Source organism: Fodinicurvata fenggangensis DSM 21160 (assembly GCF_000686045.1).
Lineage (GTDB): Bacteria > Pseudomonadota > Alphaproteobacteria > Kiloniellales > DSM-21159 > Fodinicurvata > Fodinicurvata fenggangensis.
Genome location: NZ_JMLV01000002.1, coordinates 210,279 through 230,251 on the forward strand (window position 1 = coordinate 210,279; position 19,973 = coordinate 230,251).

The window sequence follows — 19,973 nt, forward strand, 5'->3', positions numbered from 1 at the left end:
TGTATTCTTTGTAAACTGACTGTTGCGGACTGTCCTACAGGCACCCGCCTGATGACAAGCACGTTGGCACGACTGGCACGAGATTGTGCCGAACGGCCCGTGGCAGGATCAGAACTGGAAAGGTGTGAAATGCTGAAGCATTGGAGTCGCGACCTTGCCCTGGCGCTCGGATTTCTGACGCGCCTGCCCGTGTCGCCACGCGGCTGGCCGAGCGATGCAGACCGCGTTCGCGCCCTCAGGGCCTATCCCCTGGCCGGTCTGCTGATCGGCCTTGCGGGTGGGATCGTCTATGCCCTGGCCCTCTGGCTCAATCTTCCACCACTTATAGCCGCGCTGCTGGCTCTGGCCACGCTGATGAAGCTGACGGGCGCGCTACACGAGGATGGCCTGGCCGACATGTGCGATGCACTTGGGGCGCCGGTCGACCGGGAGCAGCGCCTGGAGATCATGCGCGACAGTCGGATCGGGACCACCGGTGCCCTGGCGCTGATCGTCATGGTGACCGTGAAGGCAGCCGCCCTGGCGCACCTGGCCGAGGTGGAGGAGGTCATCGCTGCCCTGATCATCGCGGCGGCTGCCTCGCGGGCCGTGCTGCCCCTGGCCGCCTTTTTCATGACTCCGGCGCGCAGTGACGGGCTGGGGGCCGGATTGGGGGAACCCACGGGCAGTACCGTGCTCTGGGCCTGTGGCTTGGCCATCCTCATTTCCCTGCTTTTCAGTTCTTTCGGCTTTACCTTTGCCCTGATCGGACTTATCGCCCTCTACTGCCTGATCTTCCTGATTACCATCCGGAAGATCTTCGGCGGATACACGGGAGACATCATGGGGGCATTGCAGCAGTCAGTGGACGTGCTGGTCCTGCTGACAGCCGCCGCCTGGTAGGGAAAAGACGGAACGCTCAATGAACAAGACGACGCATTGGTGGTGGATTCGCCACGCCCCGGTCAACAGCGGTGGCATTATCTATGGCGACAACGATGTGGACTGCGATTGCAGTGATCCGCGGCTTTTCCGTCAAGTTGCCGAACGGCTGCCGCGCGATGCAACCTGGGTTACCAGCCACCTGCGGCGCACACGGCAAACCGCCGAAGCCTTCGCCAGTCATGCCGGCTTCGAGCTGGCCGAGATGCTTGTCGAACCGCGCCTGGCCGAGCAGGGCTTCGGGGACTGGCAGGGTCTGACACACGATCAGTTGCGCCAACGCGACGAATTCGACTGGCACCGCTTCTGGATCACGCCGGCCCGGACCCGCCCCCCGGGCGGCGAGAGCTTTGCCGACCTGATGGAACGGGTGCGCCAGGCCATGAACGACCTGCTCCAGGCGCACGCCGGACAGGACATTGTCTGCGTGGCCCATGGCGGCACCATTCGTGCCGCTTTGGGGGTGGCCCTTGGCCTGGAACCGGAACGCGCCCTTCGCTTTGCGGTTGATAATTGCTCTTTGACACGCATGGATCATTTTTCCGACACAGCCGAGCCCCCACATGATATATCGGCGGAGGATTCCTGGCGCGTGTCGCTGGTCAATTTTCCGCCTCAAAGTTGAGCTTTGATGCGAACTCACGAACAGGGACCACTGGGAAGGACAAGATCATGCACAGACTGGCCGTTGCACGACGTGCAAACAACCTGACAGCCCTGCGGCGCAGCCTGACGCTCGCACTCTGTTTCGCTCTGACGCTCATGGCCGCCCTGCTGCAGCAGGTGGCCACGGCCGCGGCCGACCAGAGGCAGGATGCCGAGGACATCGTCATCAAGGCAGAGACCACCCTGAAGTCCATGCTGCGTGACCCCGAGCAGGGTGAACTGGCCAACTATATCCGGCAGGCGGAAGCCGTTTTGATCTTCCCGCGCCTGCTCAAGGGCGGCTTCATCATCGGCGCCGAAGGGGGGAATGGCCTCCTGGTGGTCAAGGGGGATGACGACGAGTGGTCATCGCCAGCCTTCTATACCCTCGCTTCCGGCAGCATAGGGCTGCAGATTGGCGGTCAGGTTTCCGAGGCCGTCTTCACCGTCATGAACAAGGGGGCGGTGCAGTCCATCCTGAATGACCAGGTCAAGTTCGGCGGCGATGTTTCCGTGGCCCTCGGCCCCATGGGCAAGGGGCTGGGCGCCAGCACCACCACCAACATGGATGCCGACATGCTGGCCTTCTCACGCACCGAGGGCCTCTTCGGCGGCGGAGCATTGGAGGGCGCCGGCATGTTCCGCAAGGACGGCCTGAATGCCGCCTATTACGACGCGGCGGGGGTGGAACCGCAGCAAATCGTGATCGACCGGCGCTACCACAATCCCCAGGCAGATGGATTGCGCGAGGCGCTGCGCACGGCCACACAGCGCTAGGTACAAGACGGTTACTTTCGCACCGGCGCAGGTTCGGGGCAGATTGCCGCAGTCGAAGGCAAGGATTCAGCCTGGTGAACGGGATGAGAATGCCTAGATTCACGATCACATCCCGGTTTCTTTTCAATGCAGGTTTTCGGACTCGAACACAGTGATGCAATCCCGTCTTCTCAAACGCGCATTGGTCATCTTTGTCACCGGCTTTATCCTCCTGCTGCTCGGACTGGCAGCCGCCTGGTACCTGCGGGAGCCCTCTCCGGCACCCCAGGACCGCATTGAAAGCAACAGTTCCGGCGAAGCCAGGATCGGTGGCCCCTTCGAGCTGACAGACCAGAATGGCGAGATGCGCCGGGCCCGGCAGTTCGCGGGTGAGTACATGCTGATCTATTTCGGCTTTACCTTTTGCCCCGATGTCTGTCCCACCGCTCTGACGAACATGACTCAGGCGCTGGACATGCTTGATGAAGAGGCCCCGGCCAAGGCCGAACAGGTGGTGCCCATCTTCATAACCGTGGACCCGGAACGCGACACGGTGGAGGAAATGGCCAGCTATGCCCAGCACTTCCACCCTGACCTTGTGGCCCTCACGGGCACCAAGGACCAGATCGCCGCTGCGGCCAAGAAGTATCGTGTCTATTACGAGAAGGTAGAGGACGCCTCGGAAAGCGACTACCTGGTGGACCACTCCTCCTACATCTACCTGATGGGCCCGGAAGGAGAGTATCTGACCCACTTCACGCACCAGACCCCGGCCGACGAGTTGGCCTCCGGCCTGGAGCGCCACATCAAGTAGACTTCAGCATTCTTGCAATATCTTGTTCAGGCGTGCTTCCAGCGTGCTGCTCTCACCGCTGAGCTGAACCATTTTCACGCGCGACTTTGCGCCCGCGACGATTTCGATGTCACCCTTGCGCAGTTTCAGTTCCGAGGCCAGGAAATTGACCAGCGCCTTGTTGGCGGCCCCCTCGACGGGCGGTGCCTTCAGCCGCACCTGCAATAGGGTCTGCCCCTGTGAATCCTGAACAAGACCAGCCACACCATCACGGCTTGCTCGTGGCGTAAGGCGGACCCGAAGTCGGAGTCCTGCCTTGTTTACGCTGTAGGGCCTCTCCCACGGTTGCAATGGCTCTCCGCTTTCAAATTCAAAGTAACCGTTCCGATCCCGTCTGCTGGCGAACCGGGAAGATCAGCTTACGTCTTATTAGCTTTTGAGTTAACTTGCACAGGATGTGAGTTTCTTCCTAGTCAAGCTTGCCGGGAGAAACAAGAACTTGCGCCACTTGAAATGTGCATTCAGGCTTTGCGTTGGCACATACTGGTGATAGCGTCCTGACTTGAGTATTTCGCGCAGCCGGCTGGGATATACTCAAGTAACGCACCCCCTCATCCGGGGGTGCACCATCAGAAACAGGGGGAAACAGATGTACAAGAAAATTCTGGTTCCGGTCGACCTCACCCATGCCGAGAACCTTACAAAGGCCCTCGACACTGCAGCCGAATTGGCAAAGAGCTGGAAAGCAGAACTCTGCTATGTCGGCGTAACACCGGAAACGCCCTCTCCTGTGGCACATACGCCAAAGGAATACGGCGAAAAACTGGCCGCCTTTGCCAAAAAGCAGGGCGAGAGCCACGGCGTAAAGACGGATTCCGTCTACTATACCTCGACGGACCCGGCGATCGATATCAACAAGACCTTGCGCAAGGCGATCGAGGAATCGGGCGCGGATCTGGTGGTCATGGCCAGCCATGTGCCGAATGTCCTGGACTATGTCTGGGCCTCGCACGGCGGTTATATCGCCGAGCATGCCGACACCTCGGTCTTCATCGTTCGCTGATGAACAGGGGTCTCGTACAGAATATCTGACAAGGGAGGGGCATTAGATGCAGGAAGATCCTAATAAACCCAGCGAAGGGGAGGAAGCGGTTCCGGAGCCCGAGGGCGCGACCGAAACCATCGATACCGATTATCAAGTCGGCCAGGACAACATCCAACCCAAGATCGGCCCATTCGGGCTTGATATCCACAACCCGGTCTTCATGGTTTCCGGGCTCGTGGTGGTTGCCTTCGTGCTGGGGACCATCATTTTCCAGGATGCGGCAGGACCGGCCTTCGAGGATTTGCGGGGCTTTCTAACGTCCCGCTTCGACTGGTTTTTCCTGATCGCAGGCAACGTCTTCGTGATTCTCTGCCTGGCATTGATCGTCACCCCGCTGGGTAACGTCAGGTTGGGCGGCAAGGAGGCGACACCCGATCACACCTATTTCGGTTGGTTCTCCATGCTCTTCGCCGCGGGCATGGGCATCGGCCTCATGTTCTATGGCGTTGCCGAACCGATTGGGCACTACGGCACCGCAATGGGCGGCACGACTGTCGAGGACGGCGTTCGCACGGACTGGGCGCCCCTTGGCGGGGCCGAAGGCAATGAAGCGGAGGCACGCAGCCTGGGTATGGCCGCCACGATCTTCCACTGGGGTCTCCACCCCTGGGCGATCTATGCCATCGTTGCTCTGGCCCTGGCCCTCTTCTCCTTCAACAAGGGCCTGCCGCTGACCATCCGCTCCATGTTCTACCCGATCTTCGGCGACAAGGTCTGGGGCTGGCCGGGTCACATCATCGATATACTGGCCGTCTTCGCCACGCTGTTCGGGCTGTCGACCTCGCTGGGGTTGGGGGCCACCCAGGCCACCGCTGGCCTGAACTTCGTCTTCGGCCTGCCTGACGGCATCACCGCACAGGTAATCCTGATCCTCCTGATCACGGCCTTAGCGCTGGTTTCGGTGCTCCGTGGCCTGGAAGGCGGCGTCAAGGTCCTGTCCGAGATTAACATGGGGCTGGCCGCCATCCTCCTGTTCTTCGTGATCGTGGTGGGTCCGACAATCGCCATTGCGACAGGTTTCTTCAGCAATCTCCTCGCCTATGGTCAGGAACTGATCCCGCTGTCCAATCCCTTCGGACGCGAAGATGACAACTTCCGCCAGGGCTGGACATCCTTCTACTGGGCCTGGTGGATTTCCTGGTCGCCATTTGTGGGTATGTTCATTGCCCGTGTCAGCCGCGGGCGCACGGTGCGTGAATTCATCACCTGCGTGCTGATCATCCCCTCGGTGGTCTCGGTGCTGTGGATGACCGCATTCGGTGGCACGGCCATTACCATGATCAACGAGGCCGGTATGGGCCAGATTGCTGATGCAGCGCTCGAATTGAAGCTGTTCGAAATGCTGAACGGCTTGCCGCTTACGACAATCACCTCTCTCGTCGGGGTGGTCCTGGTGATTGTGTTCTTCGTCACTTCGTCCGACTCGGGCAGTCTGGTGATCGACACCATCACGGCCGGCGGCAAGATCAACGCACCGGTCAGCCAGCGTGTCTTCTGGGCCACCTTCGAGGGCTTGGTGGCGATCGCACTGTTGATCGGCGGTGGCTTGGGCGCTTTGCAGGCAGCGGCGGTCTCCACCGGTCTGCCGTTCGCACTCGTGCTGCTACTTGGCTGTTACGCCATCGTGAAGGGGCTTCAGCGCGAACCGCGGTGAAGCCTCAACATACCAGGCAGGAGAAGGGGCGCCGTGAAAGCGGCGCCCCTTTTTCATGGGAAGTAACTGCCGGGGAAATGCCTCAGGTCTCCCAGTCCACCTCTGCACGAGGGTCAGGCTTGTAGGTGAAATAGGTGCCTGTGTGGATTGTTCGTTCCAGGTGCTCGCCAAGGCTCGGATGATATTGGTCGATCCGATTGAGGGTGTATCGTAGCGAACGGGTTGCGCTGGTGCGTGCACGCTCGAAGCCATCACCGATGGTCCGGGCCCGATCATTCAGGCCAACGCCGCGGCGGAGTTCATCGATAAGAAACTGGCGGTCGGCCCGTGCCAGCTCCGCCCGATGCAGGTCGTTGGCAGCCTCCGCCTCCGCGATGTCCTCCTCCGTCTCGGCGAGCCGCTGCCGATATGCCTCGCGGGCCTTCGAATCGAACACCTCCAAACCGCATTGTACATCCATGCTGGAAGCATCCGCAGGGGCTGCGACCGGAAACGCGCCTCGCTCCACCGCCACCAGGTCGAGCACGTGAAAGTCACGGCCGGGTTCCGCCAGCAGGCGCTCCAGATAACGCATGCCCTTGAGGTCTTTCAGGCGCACGGTGCGGCCATCAAAGGTCACCGTTCGCATCTCTCCCTCGCGTCGAAAGACGCACTGTTCGCGGGTCGCCGCCGTCCCTACAGATACCGAGGGAATCTGTTCACGAGCCAATTCAGCCCAGGCCCCGGCGTTAAGTGCCTCAAGGGCTCGACAGGCGGCGTCAAGTTCCAGCTCGGCAGTGTTGTCGTCGCCCGCCGCTCGGTGGGCTGCCGCAAGCACAACACGCAGAGTCGCGGCCTCGAATGGCATTCGCAACGACACCCATTCCATAACGGCCTCACTCAGCAGGCGGATGGCCTCGCACTCCTGCCCGTCGTGCAATGCCAGGCGTCCCTTTGCGGCAAGCGCGGAATTCCGCAATGTGCGGCTCTGGTACATTTGGGCGATCTCGGAGAGATCGTTCGCGGCTGTACGGGCCGCCTGGGCATCACCGGCGGCCAGTGAGATAACCACCTGGGCCTCGCGCAGAGGCGCCCGCTGGAGGCCGCCTGAAGGCGGGCGCTCCTTCGAGGGAATGTCGAACGGATGCTCGAGGGCGCTTTCGATCATCGTCAGGGCTTCCTCGACCCGGCCCTGGGCCAGTCGCAGCAATGCAAGCCCTGGCTGAGGCAACCAGGCATTCTGGTGTGCCGCCAGAAAGGCTTCTTCAGCTCCGGCAAAATCGCCCTTGCGCAGCCTCGCGTTGCCGAGTTCGGTCAGTGGCCAGCCGAACTCGCGCCGCATCCAGGGGCGCAGCTCTTCGCACGCCAGAAGCGCCTCCTGCTCGGCTTCGTCACAGGGACCCCGCAGGCGCATGATCTCCGCCCGGTGCACCCGGCAGCGGCCGTTGAGCCCGCCGAACGCAGCCCCCTGGCGCCATCGTTCCATTGCTTCGGTCCATTCCTCAGCACGATCGTGCTGGCCGATCCACTGCATCGCACAGATAACCTCGCACCACATCTGGCCCGTGGTGAGGGGGTCGAGGTTGCCGGAGCTCAGTTCCACGGCAACATCGTCCAGCGCTTTCAGCCCTTCATCGATGTCGCCGTCATGGATCCGGACCCGTGCCAGAGCGACCTGCCCGATAATCGACGGCGGGGCCAGCCCGTGCCTTTCTCCCCCGTCCATGGCCTTTCGGGCCCAATGCCCCGTCCCCGGCATATCGCCGCACATCAAGCGCTCATAGGTCCGCACCGCGGCGAGCCACGCCCAGACCGGGCTGTCGGGCGCATCGTCCATCAGGCATTCCGCGCGTGACAGCCACGCACGGACGGTGGCCATAAGGCCCGAGTCCATCATCAGGTACATGCCCATCATGACAGCGGCGAAGGCCGCGCCGTGGGTTTGGCCGTCTTTCAGGTGGAGGTGATAAAGCTGTCCGTAGGCGTCCAGCGTTCCTTCCAGGTCGCCGGCGCCATACGCCGCCTGAGCCCGCAGCTCCAGCAGTTTGGCCGAGGGCGGCGTGGACAGTTCGCCGAGCAGTTCCTGTGCCCGGGCGAAGTCACCGGCATCGAGGGCAACACGAATCGGTGAAAAATCTGCTTCCGTCATCGCTCGGCACCCTTTGTCGCGGTTGTAACAAGGGTTGTTACGTCCTTCAGACGGGTGCGCGGTGCACCTGCCTGAAAACGCAATCCAGTGAAGGAGCATTTTGCCATGAGTGAAACGCTTTATGACAGACTAGGTCGCAAGGATGGTATCGACAAGCTCTGTAACCGCATCGTCGACCTCCATCTCCAGAACGAGGTCGTCAATCCCCGATACAAGGCCCTCACCGACGAGGAGACGGATCACGCCCGCGAGAAGGTCAAGGAGTTTCTCGCGGCCGGCTCCGGCGGACCGGTGGAGTACACAGGCCGGTCGATGATTGAAACGCATACCGGCATGAATGTCAGCGCGGCCGAATTCGTCGCCGTGGTCGACGATATCATGCAGGCGATGAGGGAGATGGAGTATCCGCAGCCGGTCTGCGACGAAGTGTTGGGCATAGCCTATTCGCTCAAGGAGGAAATCGTTCACAGATAAGCACGGGAACGGGTCAGTCTTGAGGGCGGGCCCTTGGCCCGTCCCTGTCCAACAGACCACTTGCGTGAATCTATCACGTCCCAAAACCGGATCCGATCTGAGTGCTTCAGCGCATTGTTCCAAACTTCAGAACAAGCGCCTGCCCTGGTGCCGATCGGATAACACTTGGTTCAACGCGCAAAATCCATGCGTGAGGAGGAGACATGAACAGCACCAAAAGCCATAAGGGACATTGCTTCTGTGGGGCCGTGGAACTGCTTGTCAGCGGCGAACCGGAGGCCATGGGTTACTGTCACTGCGACTCCTGCAGGCACTGGTCCGCCGGGCCGGTAAACGCCTTCTCCCTATGGAAACCGGACGCCGTCCAGATCATCAGGGGCGAGAAGAACGCCGTCACCTATCAGAAAACACCACAAAGCCATCGCAAATGGTGCAGAACCTGTGGTGGACATCTTCTCACTGAACACCCGGAACTCGACCTGACAGACGTCTACCCCGCGATTCTGTCCGAGTTTCCGTTCAGCCCGGGGGTTCACGTGCATTACCAGGAAACGGTCCTGCGGATACGGGACGGACTGCCAAAATTCCGGGACCTGCCCGAAGAGATCGGCGGATCCGGCATCAGTATGGAGGAATAGCGCACCTCCGGTTCAATCAATCCGGGTCATAGCCGGTGACTTTGAACTGATTGGCGCATTCGGCTGGTGTGTACTGGTGTGAAGAGGTCGACGACCCGATCGGACTCGTCAGCTTCATGGATTATGATCTGGGATATATCGACCTGGAGCAGAGAACCTTGCAGACCATAAGCAACCCTTTTGCAAATAGGGTGTAACCCATGCCTCAGGTACAAACTGTTACCTATGTCTTCGGGTCAGACATTGGGAAATTGGAGCGGGCGATGGGATTCGAACCCACGACCCCAACCTTGGCAAGGTTGTGCTCTACCCCTGAGCTACGCCCGCGTCCTGTAGGGTGTTGGGGATTTAACGCCTCGGACGGCGCAATGCAAGAGTCTTTCTGCAGAGTTTATGGAACGGTCGCTCGACGCCCCTTGGTGCTTTATCAGGCCGGATTTGCGCGCTAAGGTCGCTGCCATGAGCGAGACAGAGCAAAATGGTGAGGTCACGGCCCAACTGGTCGATGGCAGCACGCCCGCGACACCGGAAGCCCTTTTCGAAAAGCTGGATGCGCTGGATATCCCGCACCGAACGGTGGAGCACCCGCCGCTCTATACCGTGGAGGAATCCCGGAGCCTGCGTGGCGAGTTGCCGGGCGGCCATACCAAGAATCTCTTCCTGCGCAACAAGAAGGGCGGCATGTGGCTGGTCACCTGTCTGGAGGACCGGGCGATCGACCTGAAGGACCTGGGCGAACGCTTGGGGGGCTACCGCCTGTCCTTTGGCCGGCCCGAGCGCCTCATGCAGTACCTGGGTGTAATACCCGGGGCCGTGACACCCTTTTCCGTCCTCAACGACCATCAGGATGCGGTCCAGATGGTCCTGGATTCCGCGCTTTTGAACCACGATCCCCTGAACTTCCATCCCCTGGACAACGCCCGGACAACAGCGATTTCGCCAAAAAACCTGCTGAAGTTCCTGGAGGCGGTCGGGCACTACCCCCAGGTGATTTCACTGGATTGAATCGGAGCCTCCGGTTCGACGCGCGCTTTCTCCAACCTACGCACCCTTGTTTCGGGGCCTCCAAACCGCCACATTTGCGCTGTTGCCGGGCAACGGCCGTCAGGCTTTACGACGGCATGTCCGGTTCTATCTTGTCCAGTTAGCAGCAAGGCGGAGTTTTAAGACATGGAGCCTCTCATCGGCCTGTCCTCGTCCGGAAACGGGTCACAGGAGCAAGCCGGCGCAGCCGGAGACCTGATCAAGGAATCGAACCTGCAATCCTTCCGCGCCGACGTCATCGACGCTTCTATGCAGCAGCCCGTCCTGGTTGATTTCTGGGCCGAATGGTGCGGCCCCTGCAAGCAATTGGGTCCGGCGCTGGAGAAGGTGGTGAAGGAAGCGCGTGGGACCGTGAAGCTGGTCAAGATCGACGTGGACCAGAACCAGGAGCTTGCGCAGCAACTGCGCATCCAGTCCCTGCCCACGGTCTATGCCTTCTATCAAGGCCAGCCCATCGACGGTTTCCAGGGCGCGCTGCCCGAAAGCCAGCTCAAGGAATTCATCACGCGCGTGACCGAGGCCGCAGGCGTATCCGCACCCGGGGCCACGACCGAGGAATTGCTGCAGCAGGCGGAAGCCCAACGCAAGGACGGGCAGGCTGAAGAAGCCATGCAGACCTATATCTCGATCCTGGAGCAGGAGTCCGAGAATGCAGCGGCCCTGGCCGGCCTGCTGCGCTGCCGGATCGACCTGGGTGACACGGAAGAAGTTGAACAGGCCCTGGAAGACCTGAACGAACCGCTGCGCAGCAGCCCCGAGATCCAGGCCGTGCATTCGGCCCTGGAGCTTGCGCGCGAAGCGGCCGAAAGCGGCGATGCCGCCGAGCTGGAAGCCCGCCTTCAGGCAAATCCCGACGATCACCAGGCCCGCTTTGATCTGGCACAGGCCCACTTCGCCCAGGGCCGAAAGGAGGCCGCGGCCGAGGCCCTTCTGGAAATCATCCGCCGCAAGAAGGACTGGAACGAGGATGCCGCGCGCCAGCAGCTGGTGAAGTACTTCGAGGCCTGGGGCCCCAGTGATCCCGTGACCCAGGATGCCCGCCGGCGCCTGTCGTCGCTGCTGTTCGCATGACTCGGGACCCTTTCGGCCCCGGCTTTGCCGAGCTGCCGGACGAACTGCCCATCTTCCCCCTGCCCGGTGCCCTGTTGCTGCCGGGCGGGACCCTTCCGCTCAACATCTTCGAGCCGCGCTACCTTGCGATGCTGCGCGATGCCCTGGCCTGGCCGCGGCTGATCGGCATGATACAGCCCAAGCTGCCGTCCGGCCGTGAAGACGAGGATTCGGATGAGGACGTCGGTGCGGCCCCGCTCTATCAGATCGGCTGTGCCGGGCGCATCTCGGCCTTTCAGGAAAGTGGAGACGGCCGCTGCCAGATCACGCTGAGCGGGCTTGTGCGCTTTCGGGTTTCCGAGGAATTGCGAAGCCATGACGGCTACCGCCGCATCCGCCCCGACTGGTCGGCCTTCAAGGACGACTTCATCCCTCAAACCCTGCCGGAAAGCTTCGAGCGAGGACGCCTGCAGACGATACTGCAGGACTATTTCCAGCTGACCGGACTGTCCGCAGACTGGTCGTCCATCGAGTCTGCGCCGGGAGAACGCCTGGTGACCTCGCTGTCCATGATCTGTCCGTTCGACCCGCGCGAGAAGCAGGCCCTTCTCGAAGCACCGGACATGAACACGCGCGCGGAAACCCTGATCACGATCCTCGAGATGGCCGTGATGGAAGCGCGTGCAGGCACACAGCATCATTGAGCCGTCAGGATATCCCACGTGAGGATCGAGAGATGAACAGCCCGTCCGACAGCCCATCGACCAGTTCCGTGGACCCCAAGCTACTGGAAATACTGGTTTGTCCCCTGACCAAGGGGCCGCTGGAATACGACCGCGAACGCAATGAACTGATCAGTCGTCAGGCCAAGCTGGCCTATCCGATTCGCGATGGCATTCCCATCATGCTGCCTGACGAGGCACGCGCCCTCGACGACTGATAGCAAGGACCACGGGACAGAGCAGCCATGGGCGAGCACGATATCAAGCACCACCCGTCCGAGATCCGCTACGTCTCGGAGGACAAGCGACTGGAAGTGACCTTCGAGGACGGCCGGCACTTCTCCCTGCCGGCGGAGCTCCTGCGGGTGGAGAGTCCTTCGGCAGAGGTCCAGGGACATGCCCCCAGTCAGAAACAGATCGTGCCCGGACGCAGGCATGTGGGCATACTCGCCATCGAGCCGGTGGGAAGCTATGCCGTGCGCATCAAGTTCGACGACCTGCATGATACGGGCCTCTATTCCTGGGACTACCTCTACAAGCTCGGCGAACGCAGAGACGAACTCTGGCAGGAGTATCTGGACAACCTGGAAGCGCGGGGCCTGTCCCGCGATCCCCCCTCTCGCAGATAGCCGCCACTTCAAGGCAAACTAAAATAATTGCAATAGCTTCCCTATAGTTTAGCCTATTGGTTGATGCTGCCAACGGGGAGGTGACATGGCCGTGGATGCGAAGGCCTATGGCTTCCAGGAAGATGCCAGCGAGGCCGTACGCCATCTCTCCGCTCACCTGGACAGTCTGCGCGACGGTCGCACCATGCCGCCAAAATCGAAGCTCTTTCCCGAGGAGTTACCGCCCTCGCTCTTGCCCGGCCTCTTCGTGGTTCAGGTACTCGGCGACGAAGGGCCTGGCTCGACTGGACCCTGGCAACTCCGCTATCGCCTGGTAGGAACGCACATCGTGGACGCAAGCGGGATCGACTGGACCGGACAGGAACTGGGCCCGGCCTTGCTGGAAAACCGCTGGCAGAGCTATCGCGAGGCCTACGAAGCGCCATTGCGGACACGCCAGCCCACCTGCCATCGCCATGACTTCCGCAACTTCTCGGAGGGGCGCAGCTATTCCAGCCGGCGCTATCTGTTTCCCCTATGCGACAGCCAGGAGCGGATTACCCTGCTGGTGGGCTTTTTCGTCATCGAATCCGGAGCCTGGCGTTTCGGCTGACAGTCTTGCCGTAACACCGGCTCACAAAGGTTCGCCTCGCGTCAGCCGGGGCAGATCCCCGACCAGGCCCATGGCATGGCGCATGAAGAAACGCTTGAGTCCTGGCGTACGCTCCACGGCAGCGAAACCCAGGTCCCGCGCCAGGCGAACCGGAGGAATATCATTGGAGAACAGCCGGTTCAGGCCATCGGTGATCCCGGCCAGCATCATGTTGTCGAAACGCCGCCAGCGTTCATAGCGCTCCAGCACCGCGTCGGCCCCGATGTCCAGCCCAAGACGCCGGGTGTCGACGATGCATTCCGCCAGGGCCGCCACGTCCCGCAGGCCCAGGTTGAACCCCTGCCCCGCAATGGGATGGATCACATGCGCGGCATCGCCCAGCAAGGCGAGTCGGGTGTCGTGATAGCGCTGGGCATGCAGCAGGGACAACGGATAGGACCACCGCGGCCCCTCCACGGAAAACTGCCCCAGGGTGTCACCGAAACGCCGCTGCACCTCCCAGGCGAAATCCTTCGGCGCAAGAGCCATCATGCGCTCGGCCAGTTCGGGTCGCTCGGTCCAGACCAGGGACGAACGATGTCGCCCGGCGTCATCATCGCGCAGGGGCAACACCGCGAAGGGCCCGGACGGCAGGAAATGTTCGTGAGCCACCCCATGATGCGGACGCTCATGTTCCAGGGTACAGACCAGCCCATGCTGCCGGTACTGCCAAGTCCGGACGGGAATCCCCGCAGCCCGGCGCAGGGGCGAGTTGCGTCCCTCCGCCGCCACGACCAGGGCAGCACGAATTTCAACACCGCTGTCCAGAATCACCCGCGCTCCATTCGCATCACGCTGACTGTCGACCACCAGGTCGGGCGCATGCAGGCGAAACGTCTTCCGGCTGGAAAGCAACTGGTGCAGACCTCTGCGCAGATCGCGATTCTCCACGATGTGTCCCAGGGGTCCAAGGCCCAGCTCCTCGGAATCGTAATGCAGGAAGAAGGGCGAGGCCCGCCGCTCGATTCGCCCATCGGAAACGCGGATTTCCTCGATCGCTTCGGCTTTGTCTGCCACCAGCGACCAGAGTCCGATTCCCTCCAGAATATGTCGTGAACCGGCCGCAATGGCGGACGCACGCCCGTCGAACGGCGCCGAAAGCACCTTTCGTGGCTCCTGGGCATCGACCACTTCCACCGACAGGCCGGCACCGGATAATGCGGCAGCCAGCGTCAGGCCGACCAGCCCGCCGCCCGAAATCACGACATCGCAAGAGCGCTCTGCGGGCGCTTGCGTGCTCTTTTCCTCCCGAGAGGACGTGGTCTGCTTGCTCATTTTTCCAGAATCGGCCCTCCCCTCCGCCTTGTCCAGCCTTCTGCGTCACAATGGCCTGACCAAAAAATAGGCATGCATATCTTATTGATTAATTTGTGTGCATATTTGCTTTTCCGCTCCCAAGCGTCTGGACACCTAATGATTTATAACTTGTTGTTTTTTCTTGGTTTTATTCACCTTCTCTTGTTCTGGCACGCTTCTTGAAATTCGTTGATGGAACCATCGCTGCCATCCATGAGGTGACCGCCAACAAGGCAAGCAGCCGGTGCAGCGAAACGGGAACAAGAGAAGGGACCAGGCTCATGAAAATGGTTACTGCCATCATCAAGCCCTTCAAGCTCGACGATGTAAGAGAAGCCCTCACCGCCAGCGGCATTGAGGGCCTGACCGTCAGCGAGGTGAAGGGTTACGGCCGGCAGAAGGGGCAGACGGAGATCTACCGCGGCGCCGAATACGCCGTGAACTTCCTGCCGAAGGTGAAGATCGAGGTCGCCGTGGCCGACGATGTCGTCGAGGGGGTCGTGGAAACCATCCAGAAGACCGCCAATACCGGACGCATCGGCGACGGCAAGATCTTCGTCCTCGACATCTCGCACGCCGTCCGCATCCGGACCGGCGAAACCGACAGCGAAGCACTTTAGGAGAACGCGCATGACGAAACTGCGCCAGATTTCAACGGGCGCCGCCGTGCTTGCGGTCGGCAGTCTGCTCACCACCACCGCCTTTGCCCAGGACGAGGCCGTCGGGGTCTCGGGCGAGGTCGGTTTCATCCTGAACACCTTCCTCTTTCTCATCTGCGGCGCCTTCGTGATGTGGATGGCGGCCGGCTTTTCCATGCTGGAATCCGGCCTGGTCCGCAGCAAGAACACCGCCGCCATCTGCCTCAAGAACATCACGCTCTACTCCATCGCCGGCATCATGTACTACCTGATCGGCTACAACCTGATGTACGTGGATGTCGGCAGCTGGATCGGCTCCATCAGCCTGCTCTACAACCCCAGCGGTGCCGAAGCGGCGCTTGTTGGCGGCAGCGAGGATGCGGACGTCCTCAGCCAGGTGGTCGATGCCGGCTATTCGGTCATGTCCGACTGGTTCTTCCAGATGGTCTTCGTGGCCACCGCGGCCTCCATCGTGTCGGGCACGCTGGCGGAGCGCATCAAGTTCGCGCCCTTCATGATCTTCGTGGTGATCCTGACCGGCTTCCTCTATCCGATCCAGGGCGCCTGGACCTGGGGCGCTGGCTGGCTGACCGAAATGGGCTTCTCGGACTATGCCGGCTCGACCATCGTCCACTCCGTGGGCGGCTGGGCCGCGCTGACCGGGGCCATCATCCTGGGGGCACGCAAGGGCAAGTTCGGCGCCGATGGCAAGGTCAATCCGATCCCCGGCGCAAACCTGCCGCTGGCAACCCTGGGCACCTTCATCCTGTGGCTCGGCTGGTTCGGCTTCAACGGCGGCTCGGTCCTGGCCATGGACTCGGCCGCGGCCGTCACCGAGATGTCGCTGGTCTTCGCCAACACCAACCTGGCCGCGGCCGGCGGTGTGGTGATGGCAGTGATCCTGACCGGCATCATCTACAAGAAGATCGACCTGACCATGGCGCTCAACGGTGCACTCGCCGGCCTGGTCTCCATCACGGCAGGCCCGGATGTCGCCAGCCCGCTTCTGGCCATCATCATCGGCGCCATCGGCGGCATCATCGTGATCGTCACCGTGCCGCTGCTCGACAAGCTGAAGATCGACGACGTGGTCGGCGCCATTCCCGTGCACCTCTTCGCCGGAATCTGGGGCACGCTGGCCGTGGGCATTTTCGGTGGCGGCGACCTGGTGGTCCAGTTCATCGGCATCGTGGCCATCGGCGCCTTCATGGTGGTCACATCGGCCATCGTCTGGCTGGTCCTCAAGGCCATCATGGGCCTGCGCCTCAGCGAAGAGGAAGAGATGTCTGGCCTGGACCAGACGGAACTGGGGCTCGAGGCCTATCCCGAGTTCGCCCAGGGCTCCAAGACGGTCTGAGAACCAACGAAACGAGGCTTTTACGGGAGACACAACAACAAGAGAACAGATCATCACAGTCAGCAACGGCGTCCTCCGCCGAAACTCGAGCCCGGCCCCTGTGGCCGGGCCTTTTTTTGGCGATTGTATATTTGACAAACCCGCATGTCGGGATTTAGTGTCCCAATGTGTTTGAAGCAATCAAAACATACCTCCTTGAGGAGTTGGACGTGCTGACCGGCGCGCCCGTTACATTCACGCTGGCGTGTTTGCTTATTGTTGGGCTTGTGTGGGTGGCAATGCGATGGCGATACGGTGGCGTAGTGGAAACCCTTGAAGCTAGGCTGGTAGGTCGTGACGACAAAATTAAGGACTATCAAGAAAAGCTGGAGGGAGCATCACCGGACGAAGCAAAGGCACGGATTGACGCCCTAGAGTCACGGCTTCAACGGCTTGAGCCACGCCGTATAGAGCAAGAGGAATGCGATACAGCGCGGGAAATACTGTCTAAATTCTCGGGTGCTGTAGCGGTAACTCAAGACATGCAAAGCCCAGATGCGCGCCCGCTATCCATCACCTTAGCCGGAATTTTTCAGTCTGCTGGATGGGATGTAAGCTCGCCTGCCGTTCTAGGTCCGGCCAACCCTCCCGTTGAAGGCATCGCAGTAACGATCCACGACCTCAATAACCCGTCTGACCGGGATAGAGCGATTTTTGAGGCGATGGACGCAATTGGTCACCCCTACGGTAGGAGGGGCGGGCTAAATAGTCGTGAACAACTTGATGCGGAGATTCTAGTCACATCTCAAGTCTGAGTGCCGCCCTGCTTTTCCTTTTTGCTACCCTCCGGCTTCTGCCTCACCAGCTTTTTGAGCCGCTCCTCAAACCGCTCTTCGTCGTCGTCCGTCTCCAGCTTGCGGGCGGCGGCTTTGAACTTGTCGAGTTGGGATTTTTTATCCGTCATGTCTTTTCGCCAGTCGATAGTGGGCCTTTGGATCTCGCTCTTTGGTGGAATAGAAATCCAGAATGCCCCTTCGCTCCCTTGGCCTTCTTCTGCTTGGTGCCGATAAAAGTTTTATCGACCTCGACCACCCCGCCGCCATTGCCGAAGTTCACGGCGTCATCGCTGCGCATAGCTTCGCGGATTCGGTGAGACATGAACCATGCGCTCTTGTGTGTTATTTCCAAAACACGGTGAAGCTGGTGGCTGCTGATGCCCTTCTTGCTGGACACCATCAGGTGTATGGCTTGCAGCCACTTGTGCAGCGGAATGTGGCTTTCTTCAAAGATCGTGCCGATGCGCACGGTGAACTGCTTGCGGCACTCTGCACATTTCTTGAGACCGTGGCGCTCAACGCCTTTCGGGTTCTTCTTTGACGGTTTAGAGCGAACACCTTTCAGTTTGTAGAACTTGCCGCAATTTCCGCAGTGCGGGCAGACCGGACCACCGGGCCAGATGATGCTTTCGACATGCGCAAAGGCTGCGGCTTCGTCGTGCATGTAGGGCTTGGACAGAACGGACATGGCAGGCTCCTATCTCTATTTCCTAGATATAGGATTCCGGATTGGGTTTGTAAAGTATACAGTTTCCTTTTTTAAACAAGTTTCAGGCCTGTGCCGGCAGGATCACGGGCGGCGCGCCCGGCTGGCCGGGCAGCAGGTCCACCGGCGTCTCGTAGACTGCGCTCAGCAGGTCAGCCTCCAGCACCCCTTCGGGCCTGCCCTGTCGCACCAGATGGCCGCCGTGGCCGTTCTGGCCGGGCGCCAGCAGGGCCAGGCGGTCGGCATTGCGGGCCGCCAGGTTCAGGTCGTGCAGCACGGCCAGTACACCGAAACCGCGCGCTGCGAGCCGCCGCGCCACCACCATGACCGTCTGCTGGTGGCGCAGGTCCAGGCTGCTGGTGGGCTCGTCCAGCAGAAGATATCGAGTCTGCGTGGCTTCGGGCTCACCGGACGACTCCGGCCAGATCTGAGCCAGCACCCGGGCCAGCTCCACCCGCTGACGCTCGCCGCCGGAGAGCTCCGTGTAGCGGCGCTCCGCCAACGGCAGAACCTCCGCCAAAGCCATCGCCTCCTCGGCCACCTGCCGGTCGCGGGCAGGTCCCGTGCGGTGCGGAGAGCGCCCCAGACAGACCACTTCGCGCACCGTGAAGGGGAAATTCAGCAGGCTGCTCTGGGGCAGCACCGCGCGGCGGCAGGCCAGGGTCCTGGGATCGTGACGATCCAGCGCCTGCCCGTCCAGGCGCACTCTGCCCGAGGTCGGGGTCAGGCTGCCCGCCATCAGGCGCAGCAGGCTGGATTTGCCGGCCCCGTTGGGCCCGACCAGGGCCAGGAACTCGCCCGCTCCCACCGCCAGGTCCACCGCCTCCAGGATTGGGCGGCCTCGCAGATGCAGGGTGACGGAGTCGGCGCTCAGCATAGCGCACCTCCCCCGCGGGCGCGTTGACGCAGCAGCATCCAGAGGAAGAAGGGCCCGCCCACACAGCTGGTCACGATGCCGATGGGCAGTTCGGCCGGCAGCACCAGTGTACGTGCCAGCAGGTCGGCCAGCAGCAGCAGAGCCGCGCCCAGCAGCGCCGAGGCGGGCAGCAGGAAGCGATGGTCCGGACCGGCCACCAGCCGCACCAGGTGCGGCACCACCAGTCCGACGAAGCCGATCACGCCACAGAGCGCCACGGCGGCCCCGGTGGCCAGGGCTGCCAGCAGCAGGATGAACTTCTTGGCCCGCTCCACCCGGAAGCCCAGGTGCGCCGCTTCGGTTTCCCCCAGCAGCAGCGCATTCAGTGCGCGACCGAGGAAGGGCAGAGCCAGTAGCGGCAGCACCAGGAAGGCCAGGGCCGGAAGCAGGGCGGACCAGTTGGCCCCGGCGACACTGCCCAGCATCCAGAAGTTCAAATCGCGCAGCTGCTGGTCGTCGCTGGCGAAGATCAAGAGCCCGATGCCCGCCCCGGCGATGGCGTTGAGCGCGACACCGGCCAGCAGCAGGGTCGCGACATCCGTCTGCCCATGGCCACTGGCCAGACGATAGGCCAGCAGGACGGCGATCAGGCCGCCGCCAAAGGCGCCGAGCGGCAGGAGATAGGGCAGGAGTTCCGGCGGCAGGCCGGAAAAGAGCATTCCGCCGAAGACGATGGTGGTTGCCGCCGCTAACGCGGCCCCGCTGGAGACCCCAATCAGGCCGGGATCGGCCAGGGGATTGCGGAACAGGCCCTGCAGTGCCGCTCCGGATACCGCCAACCCCGCCCCGGCCAGGGCCGCCAGCAGGGTCCGCGGCAGGCGGATATGCAGAAGGACCAGCCGCAGCTGGTCCGGCACGCTCTTGGCGGCGGAGAGCCCCAGTCCCTCGGCCAGTACGGCTACCGCATCCCCGACCGGGATACGGACCGCCCCCAGTCCGAGCGAGAGCAGCACGACCGCAAACAGGCCCAGGACAAGGCCGGCCATCACCACATGCCGCCGTTCGGGCAGGCTGTGCACGGCGGAGCGCGGCAAGGACAGACTCAACAGCGCCAT

24 protein-coding genes and 1 tRNA gene are annotated in these 19,973 nt (G+C 61.8%); 17 read left to right on the forward strand and 8 right to left on the reverse strand.

What is annotated here, in order from left to right:
- The first annotated feature begins 129 nt into the window (after nucleotides 1–129).
- The 4 genes from cobS (at nucleotide 130) to BP38_RS0104160 (ending at nucleotide 3,136) form a co-directional block, all read left to right on the forward strand.
- Nucleotides 130–882 carry an adenosylcobinamide-GDP ribazoletransferase gene (gene cobS / locus BP38_RS0104145; RefSeq protein ID WP_035723558.1) on the forward strand — a complete coding sequence of 251 codons (753 nt, stop codon included), beginning with the start codon at nucleotides 130–132 and terminating at the stop codon, nucleotides 880–882.
- Between the two features lie 19 nt (nucleotides 883–901).
- Nucleotides 902–1,546: a histidine phosphatase family protein gene (locus tag BP38_RS18930; protein WP_051608953.1), complete on the forward strand. Its 645-nt coding sequence runs from the start codon at nucleotides 902–904 to the stop codon at nucleotides 1,544–1,546.
- A gap of 47 nt (nucleotides 1,547–1,593) precedes the next feature.
- Entirely contained in the window at nucleotides 1,594–2,343 is a 750-nt protein-coding gene (locus tag BP38_RS18935) for a lipid-binding SYLF domain-containing protein (RefSeq protein ID WP_051608954.1), read from the forward strand.
- A 154-nt stretch (nucleotides 2,344–2,497) separates the two neighbouring features.
- Entirely contained in the window at nucleotides 2,498–3,136 is a 639-nt protein-coding gene (locus BP38_RS0104160; RefSeq protein ID WP_026986702.1) for an SCO family protein, read from the forward strand.
- 3 nt (nucleotides 3,137–3,139) lie between these two features.
- Here the strand turns inward: BP38_RS0104160 and BP38_RS0104165 are convergent, their stop codons facing one another.
- Nucleotides 3,140–3,466, reverse strand: a complete 327-nt coding sequence (locus BP38_RS0104165) for a DUF167 domain-containing protein (protein ID WP_026986703.1) — start codon at nucleotides 3,464–3,466, stop codon at nucleotides 3,140–3,142.
- 298 nt (nucleotides 3,467–3,764) lie between these two features.
- On the opposite strand from BP38_RS0104165, the gene BP38_RS0104170 reads away from it, so the two are divergent.
- Complete coding sequence (locus tag BP38_RS0104170; protein WP_026986704.1) at nucleotides 3,765–4,178, forward strand: universal stress protein; 414 nt, start codon at nucleotides 3,765–3,767, stop codon at nucleotides 4,176–4,178.
- A 46-nt stretch (nucleotides 4,179–4,224) separates the two neighbouring features.
- The gene (locus BP38_RS0104175; RefSeq protein ID WP_026986705.1) at nucleotides 4,225–5,874 is read left to right on the forward strand and encodes a BCCT family transporter; all 1,650 of its coding nucleotides are present in this window, start codon (nucleotides 4,225–4,227) and stop codon (nucleotides 5,872–5,874) included.
- An 82-nt stretch (nucleotides 5,875–5,956) separates the two neighbouring features.
- On the opposite strand, the gene BP38_RS0104180 is transcribed toward BP38_RS0104175, so the two are convergent.
- Complete coding sequence (locus BP38_RS0104180) at nucleotides 5,957–8,002, reverse strand: ATP-binding protein (protein WP_026986706.1); 2,046 nt, start codon at nucleotides 8,000–8,002, stop codon at nucleotides 5,957–5,959.
- A gap of 105 nt (nucleotides 8,003–8,107) precedes the next feature.
- Here BP38_RS0104180 and BP38_RS0104185 point away from each other — a divergent pair, with 105 nt between their 5' ends.
- Entirely contained in the window at nucleotides 8,108–8,476 is a 369-nt protein-coding gene (locus BP38_RS0104185) for a group I truncated hemoglobin (protein WP_035723560.1), read from the forward strand.
- 203 nt (nucleotides 8,477–8,679) lie between these two features.
- The gene (locus BP38_RS0104190) at nucleotides 8,680–9,114 is read left to right on the forward strand and encodes a GFA family protein (protein WP_026986708.1); all 435 of its coding nucleotides are present in this window, start codon (nucleotides 8,680–8,682) and stop codon (nucleotides 9,112–9,114) included.
- Between the two features lie 252 nt (nucleotides 9,115–9,366).
- On the opposite strand, the gene BP38_RS0104195 is transcribed toward BP38_RS0104190, so the two are convergent.
- Nucleotides 9,367–9,441 (reverse strand) — tRNA-Gly (locus BP38_RS0104195).
- A 132-nt stretch (nucleotides 9,442–9,573) separates the two neighbouring features.
- Between BP38_RS0104195 and BP38_RS0104200 the strand changes: the two genes are divergently transcribed.
- The 6 genes from BP38_RS0104200 (at nucleotide 9,574) to BP38_RS0104225 (ending at nucleotide 13,151) form a co-directional block, all read left to right on the forward strand.
- Nucleotides 9,574–10,119: a prolyl-tRNA synthetase associated domain-containing protein gene (locus tag BP38_RS0104200; protein ID WP_051608955.1), complete on the forward strand. Its 546-nt coding sequence runs from the start codon at nucleotides 9,574–9,576 to the stop codon at nucleotides 10,117–10,119.
- A 165-nt stretch (nucleotides 10,120–10,284) separates the two neighbouring features.
- A complete protein-coding gene (gene trxA / locus BP38_RS0104205) occupies nucleotides 10,285–11,229 on the forward strand; it encodes a thioredoxin (RefSeq protein ID WP_035723564.1) in 945 nt (314 codons plus the stop codon).
- Complete coding sequence (locus BP38_RS0104210; protein WP_026986711.1) at nucleotides 11,226–11,912, forward strand: LON peptidase substrate-binding domain-containing protein; 687 nt, start codon at nucleotides 11,226–11,228, stop codon at nucleotides 11,910–11,912. Before trxA ends, BP38_RS0104210 begins: the two co-directional genes overlap by 4 nt.
- 32 nt (nucleotides 11,913–11,944) lie before the next feature.
- Entirely contained in the window at nucleotides 11,945–12,148 is a 204-nt protein-coding gene (locus tag BP38_RS0104215) for a Trm112 family protein (RefSeq protein ID WP_026986712.1), read from the forward strand.
- Between the two features lie 27 nt (nucleotides 12,149–12,175).
- Nucleotides 12,176–12,559 (forward strand): gamma-butyrobetaine hydroxylase family protein, encoded by a 384-nt coding sequence (locus tag BP38_RS0104220; RefSeq protein ID WP_026986713.1) that lies wholly within the window; start codon nucleotides 12,176–12,178, stop codon nucleotides 12,557–12,559.
- An 85-nt stretch (nucleotides 12,560–12,644) separates the two neighbouring features.
- Complete coding sequence (locus BP38_RS0104225; protein WP_026986714.1) at nucleotides 12,645–13,151, forward strand: PAS domain-containing protein; 507 nt, start codon at nucleotides 12,645–12,647, stop codon at nucleotides 13,149–13,151.
- A gap of 21 nt (nucleotides 13,152–13,172) precedes the next feature.
- Here BP38_RS0104225 and BP38_RS0104230 read toward each other — a convergent pair whose 3' ends face one another.
- A complete protein-coding gene (locus BP38_RS0104230; RefSeq protein WP_051608956.1) occupies nucleotides 13,173–14,465 on the reverse strand; it encodes a UbiH/UbiF/VisC/COQ6 family ubiquinone biosynthesis hydroxylase in 1,293 nt (430 codons plus the stop codon).
- Between the two features lie 302 nt (nucleotides 14,466–14,767).
- Between BP38_RS0104230 and BP38_RS0104235 the strand changes: the two genes are divergently transcribed.
- The 3 genes from BP38_RS0104235 (at nucleotide 14,768) to BP38_RS0104245 (ending at nucleotide 17,275) form a co-directional block, all read left to right on the forward strand.
- Nucleotides 14,768–15,106, forward strand: a complete 339-nt coding sequence (locus tag BP38_RS0104235; RefSeq protein WP_026986716.1) for a P-II family nitrogen regulator — start codon at nucleotides 14,768–14,770, stop codon at nucleotides 15,104–15,106.
- Nucleotides 15,107–15,116: 10 nt separating this feature from the next.
- Nucleotides 15,117–16,481, forward strand: coding sequence for an ammonium transporter (gene amt / locus BP38_RS0104240; RefSeq protein WP_026986717.1), 1,365 nt, complete (start codon nucleotides 15,117–15,119; stop codon nucleotides 16,479–16,481).
- A 167-nt stretch (nucleotides 16,482–16,648) separates the two neighbouring features.
- A complete protein-coding gene (locus tag BP38_RS0104245) occupies nucleotides 16,649–17,275 on the forward strand; it encodes a hypothetical protein (protein ID WP_026986718.1) in 627 nt (208 codons plus the stop codon).
- Here the strand turns inward: BP38_RS0104245 and BP38_RS22890 are convergent.
- The 4 genes from BP38_RS22890 to BP38_RS0104265 form a co-directional block, all read right to left on the reverse strand.
- A complete protein-coding gene (locus BP38_RS22890) occupies nucleotides 17,266–17,424 on the reverse strand; it encodes a hypothetical protein (RefSeq protein ID WP_169737828.1) in 159 nt (52 codons plus the stop codon). The two genes, BP38_RS0104245 and BP38_RS22890, sit on opposite strands and share 10 nt — an antisense overlap.
- Nucleotides 17,421–17,984 carry an IS1595 family transposase gene (locus tag BP38_RS18945; protein ID WP_155992189.1) on the reverse strand — a complete coding sequence of 188 codons (564 nt, stop codon included), beginning with the start codon at nucleotides 17,982–17,984 and terminating at the stop codon, nucleotides 17,421–17,423. The genes BP38_RS22890 and BP38_RS18945 overlap by 4 nt, the downstream gene beginning before the upstream one ends.
- A gap of 82 nt (nucleotides 17,985–18,066) precedes the next feature.
- Entirely contained in the window at nucleotides 18,067–18,879 is an 813-nt protein-coding gene (locus tag BP38_RS0104260) for a heme ABC transporter ATP-binding protein (protein WP_026986719.1), read from the reverse strand.
- Nucleotides 18,873–19,973 (reverse strand): FecCD family ABC transporter permease, encoded by a 1,101-nt coding sequence (locus BP38_RS0104265; protein ID WP_035723566.1) that lies wholly within the window; start codon nucleotides 19,971–19,973, stop codon nucleotides 18,873–18,875. Before BP38_RS0104265 ends, BP38_RS0104260 begins: the two co-directional genes overlap by 7 nt.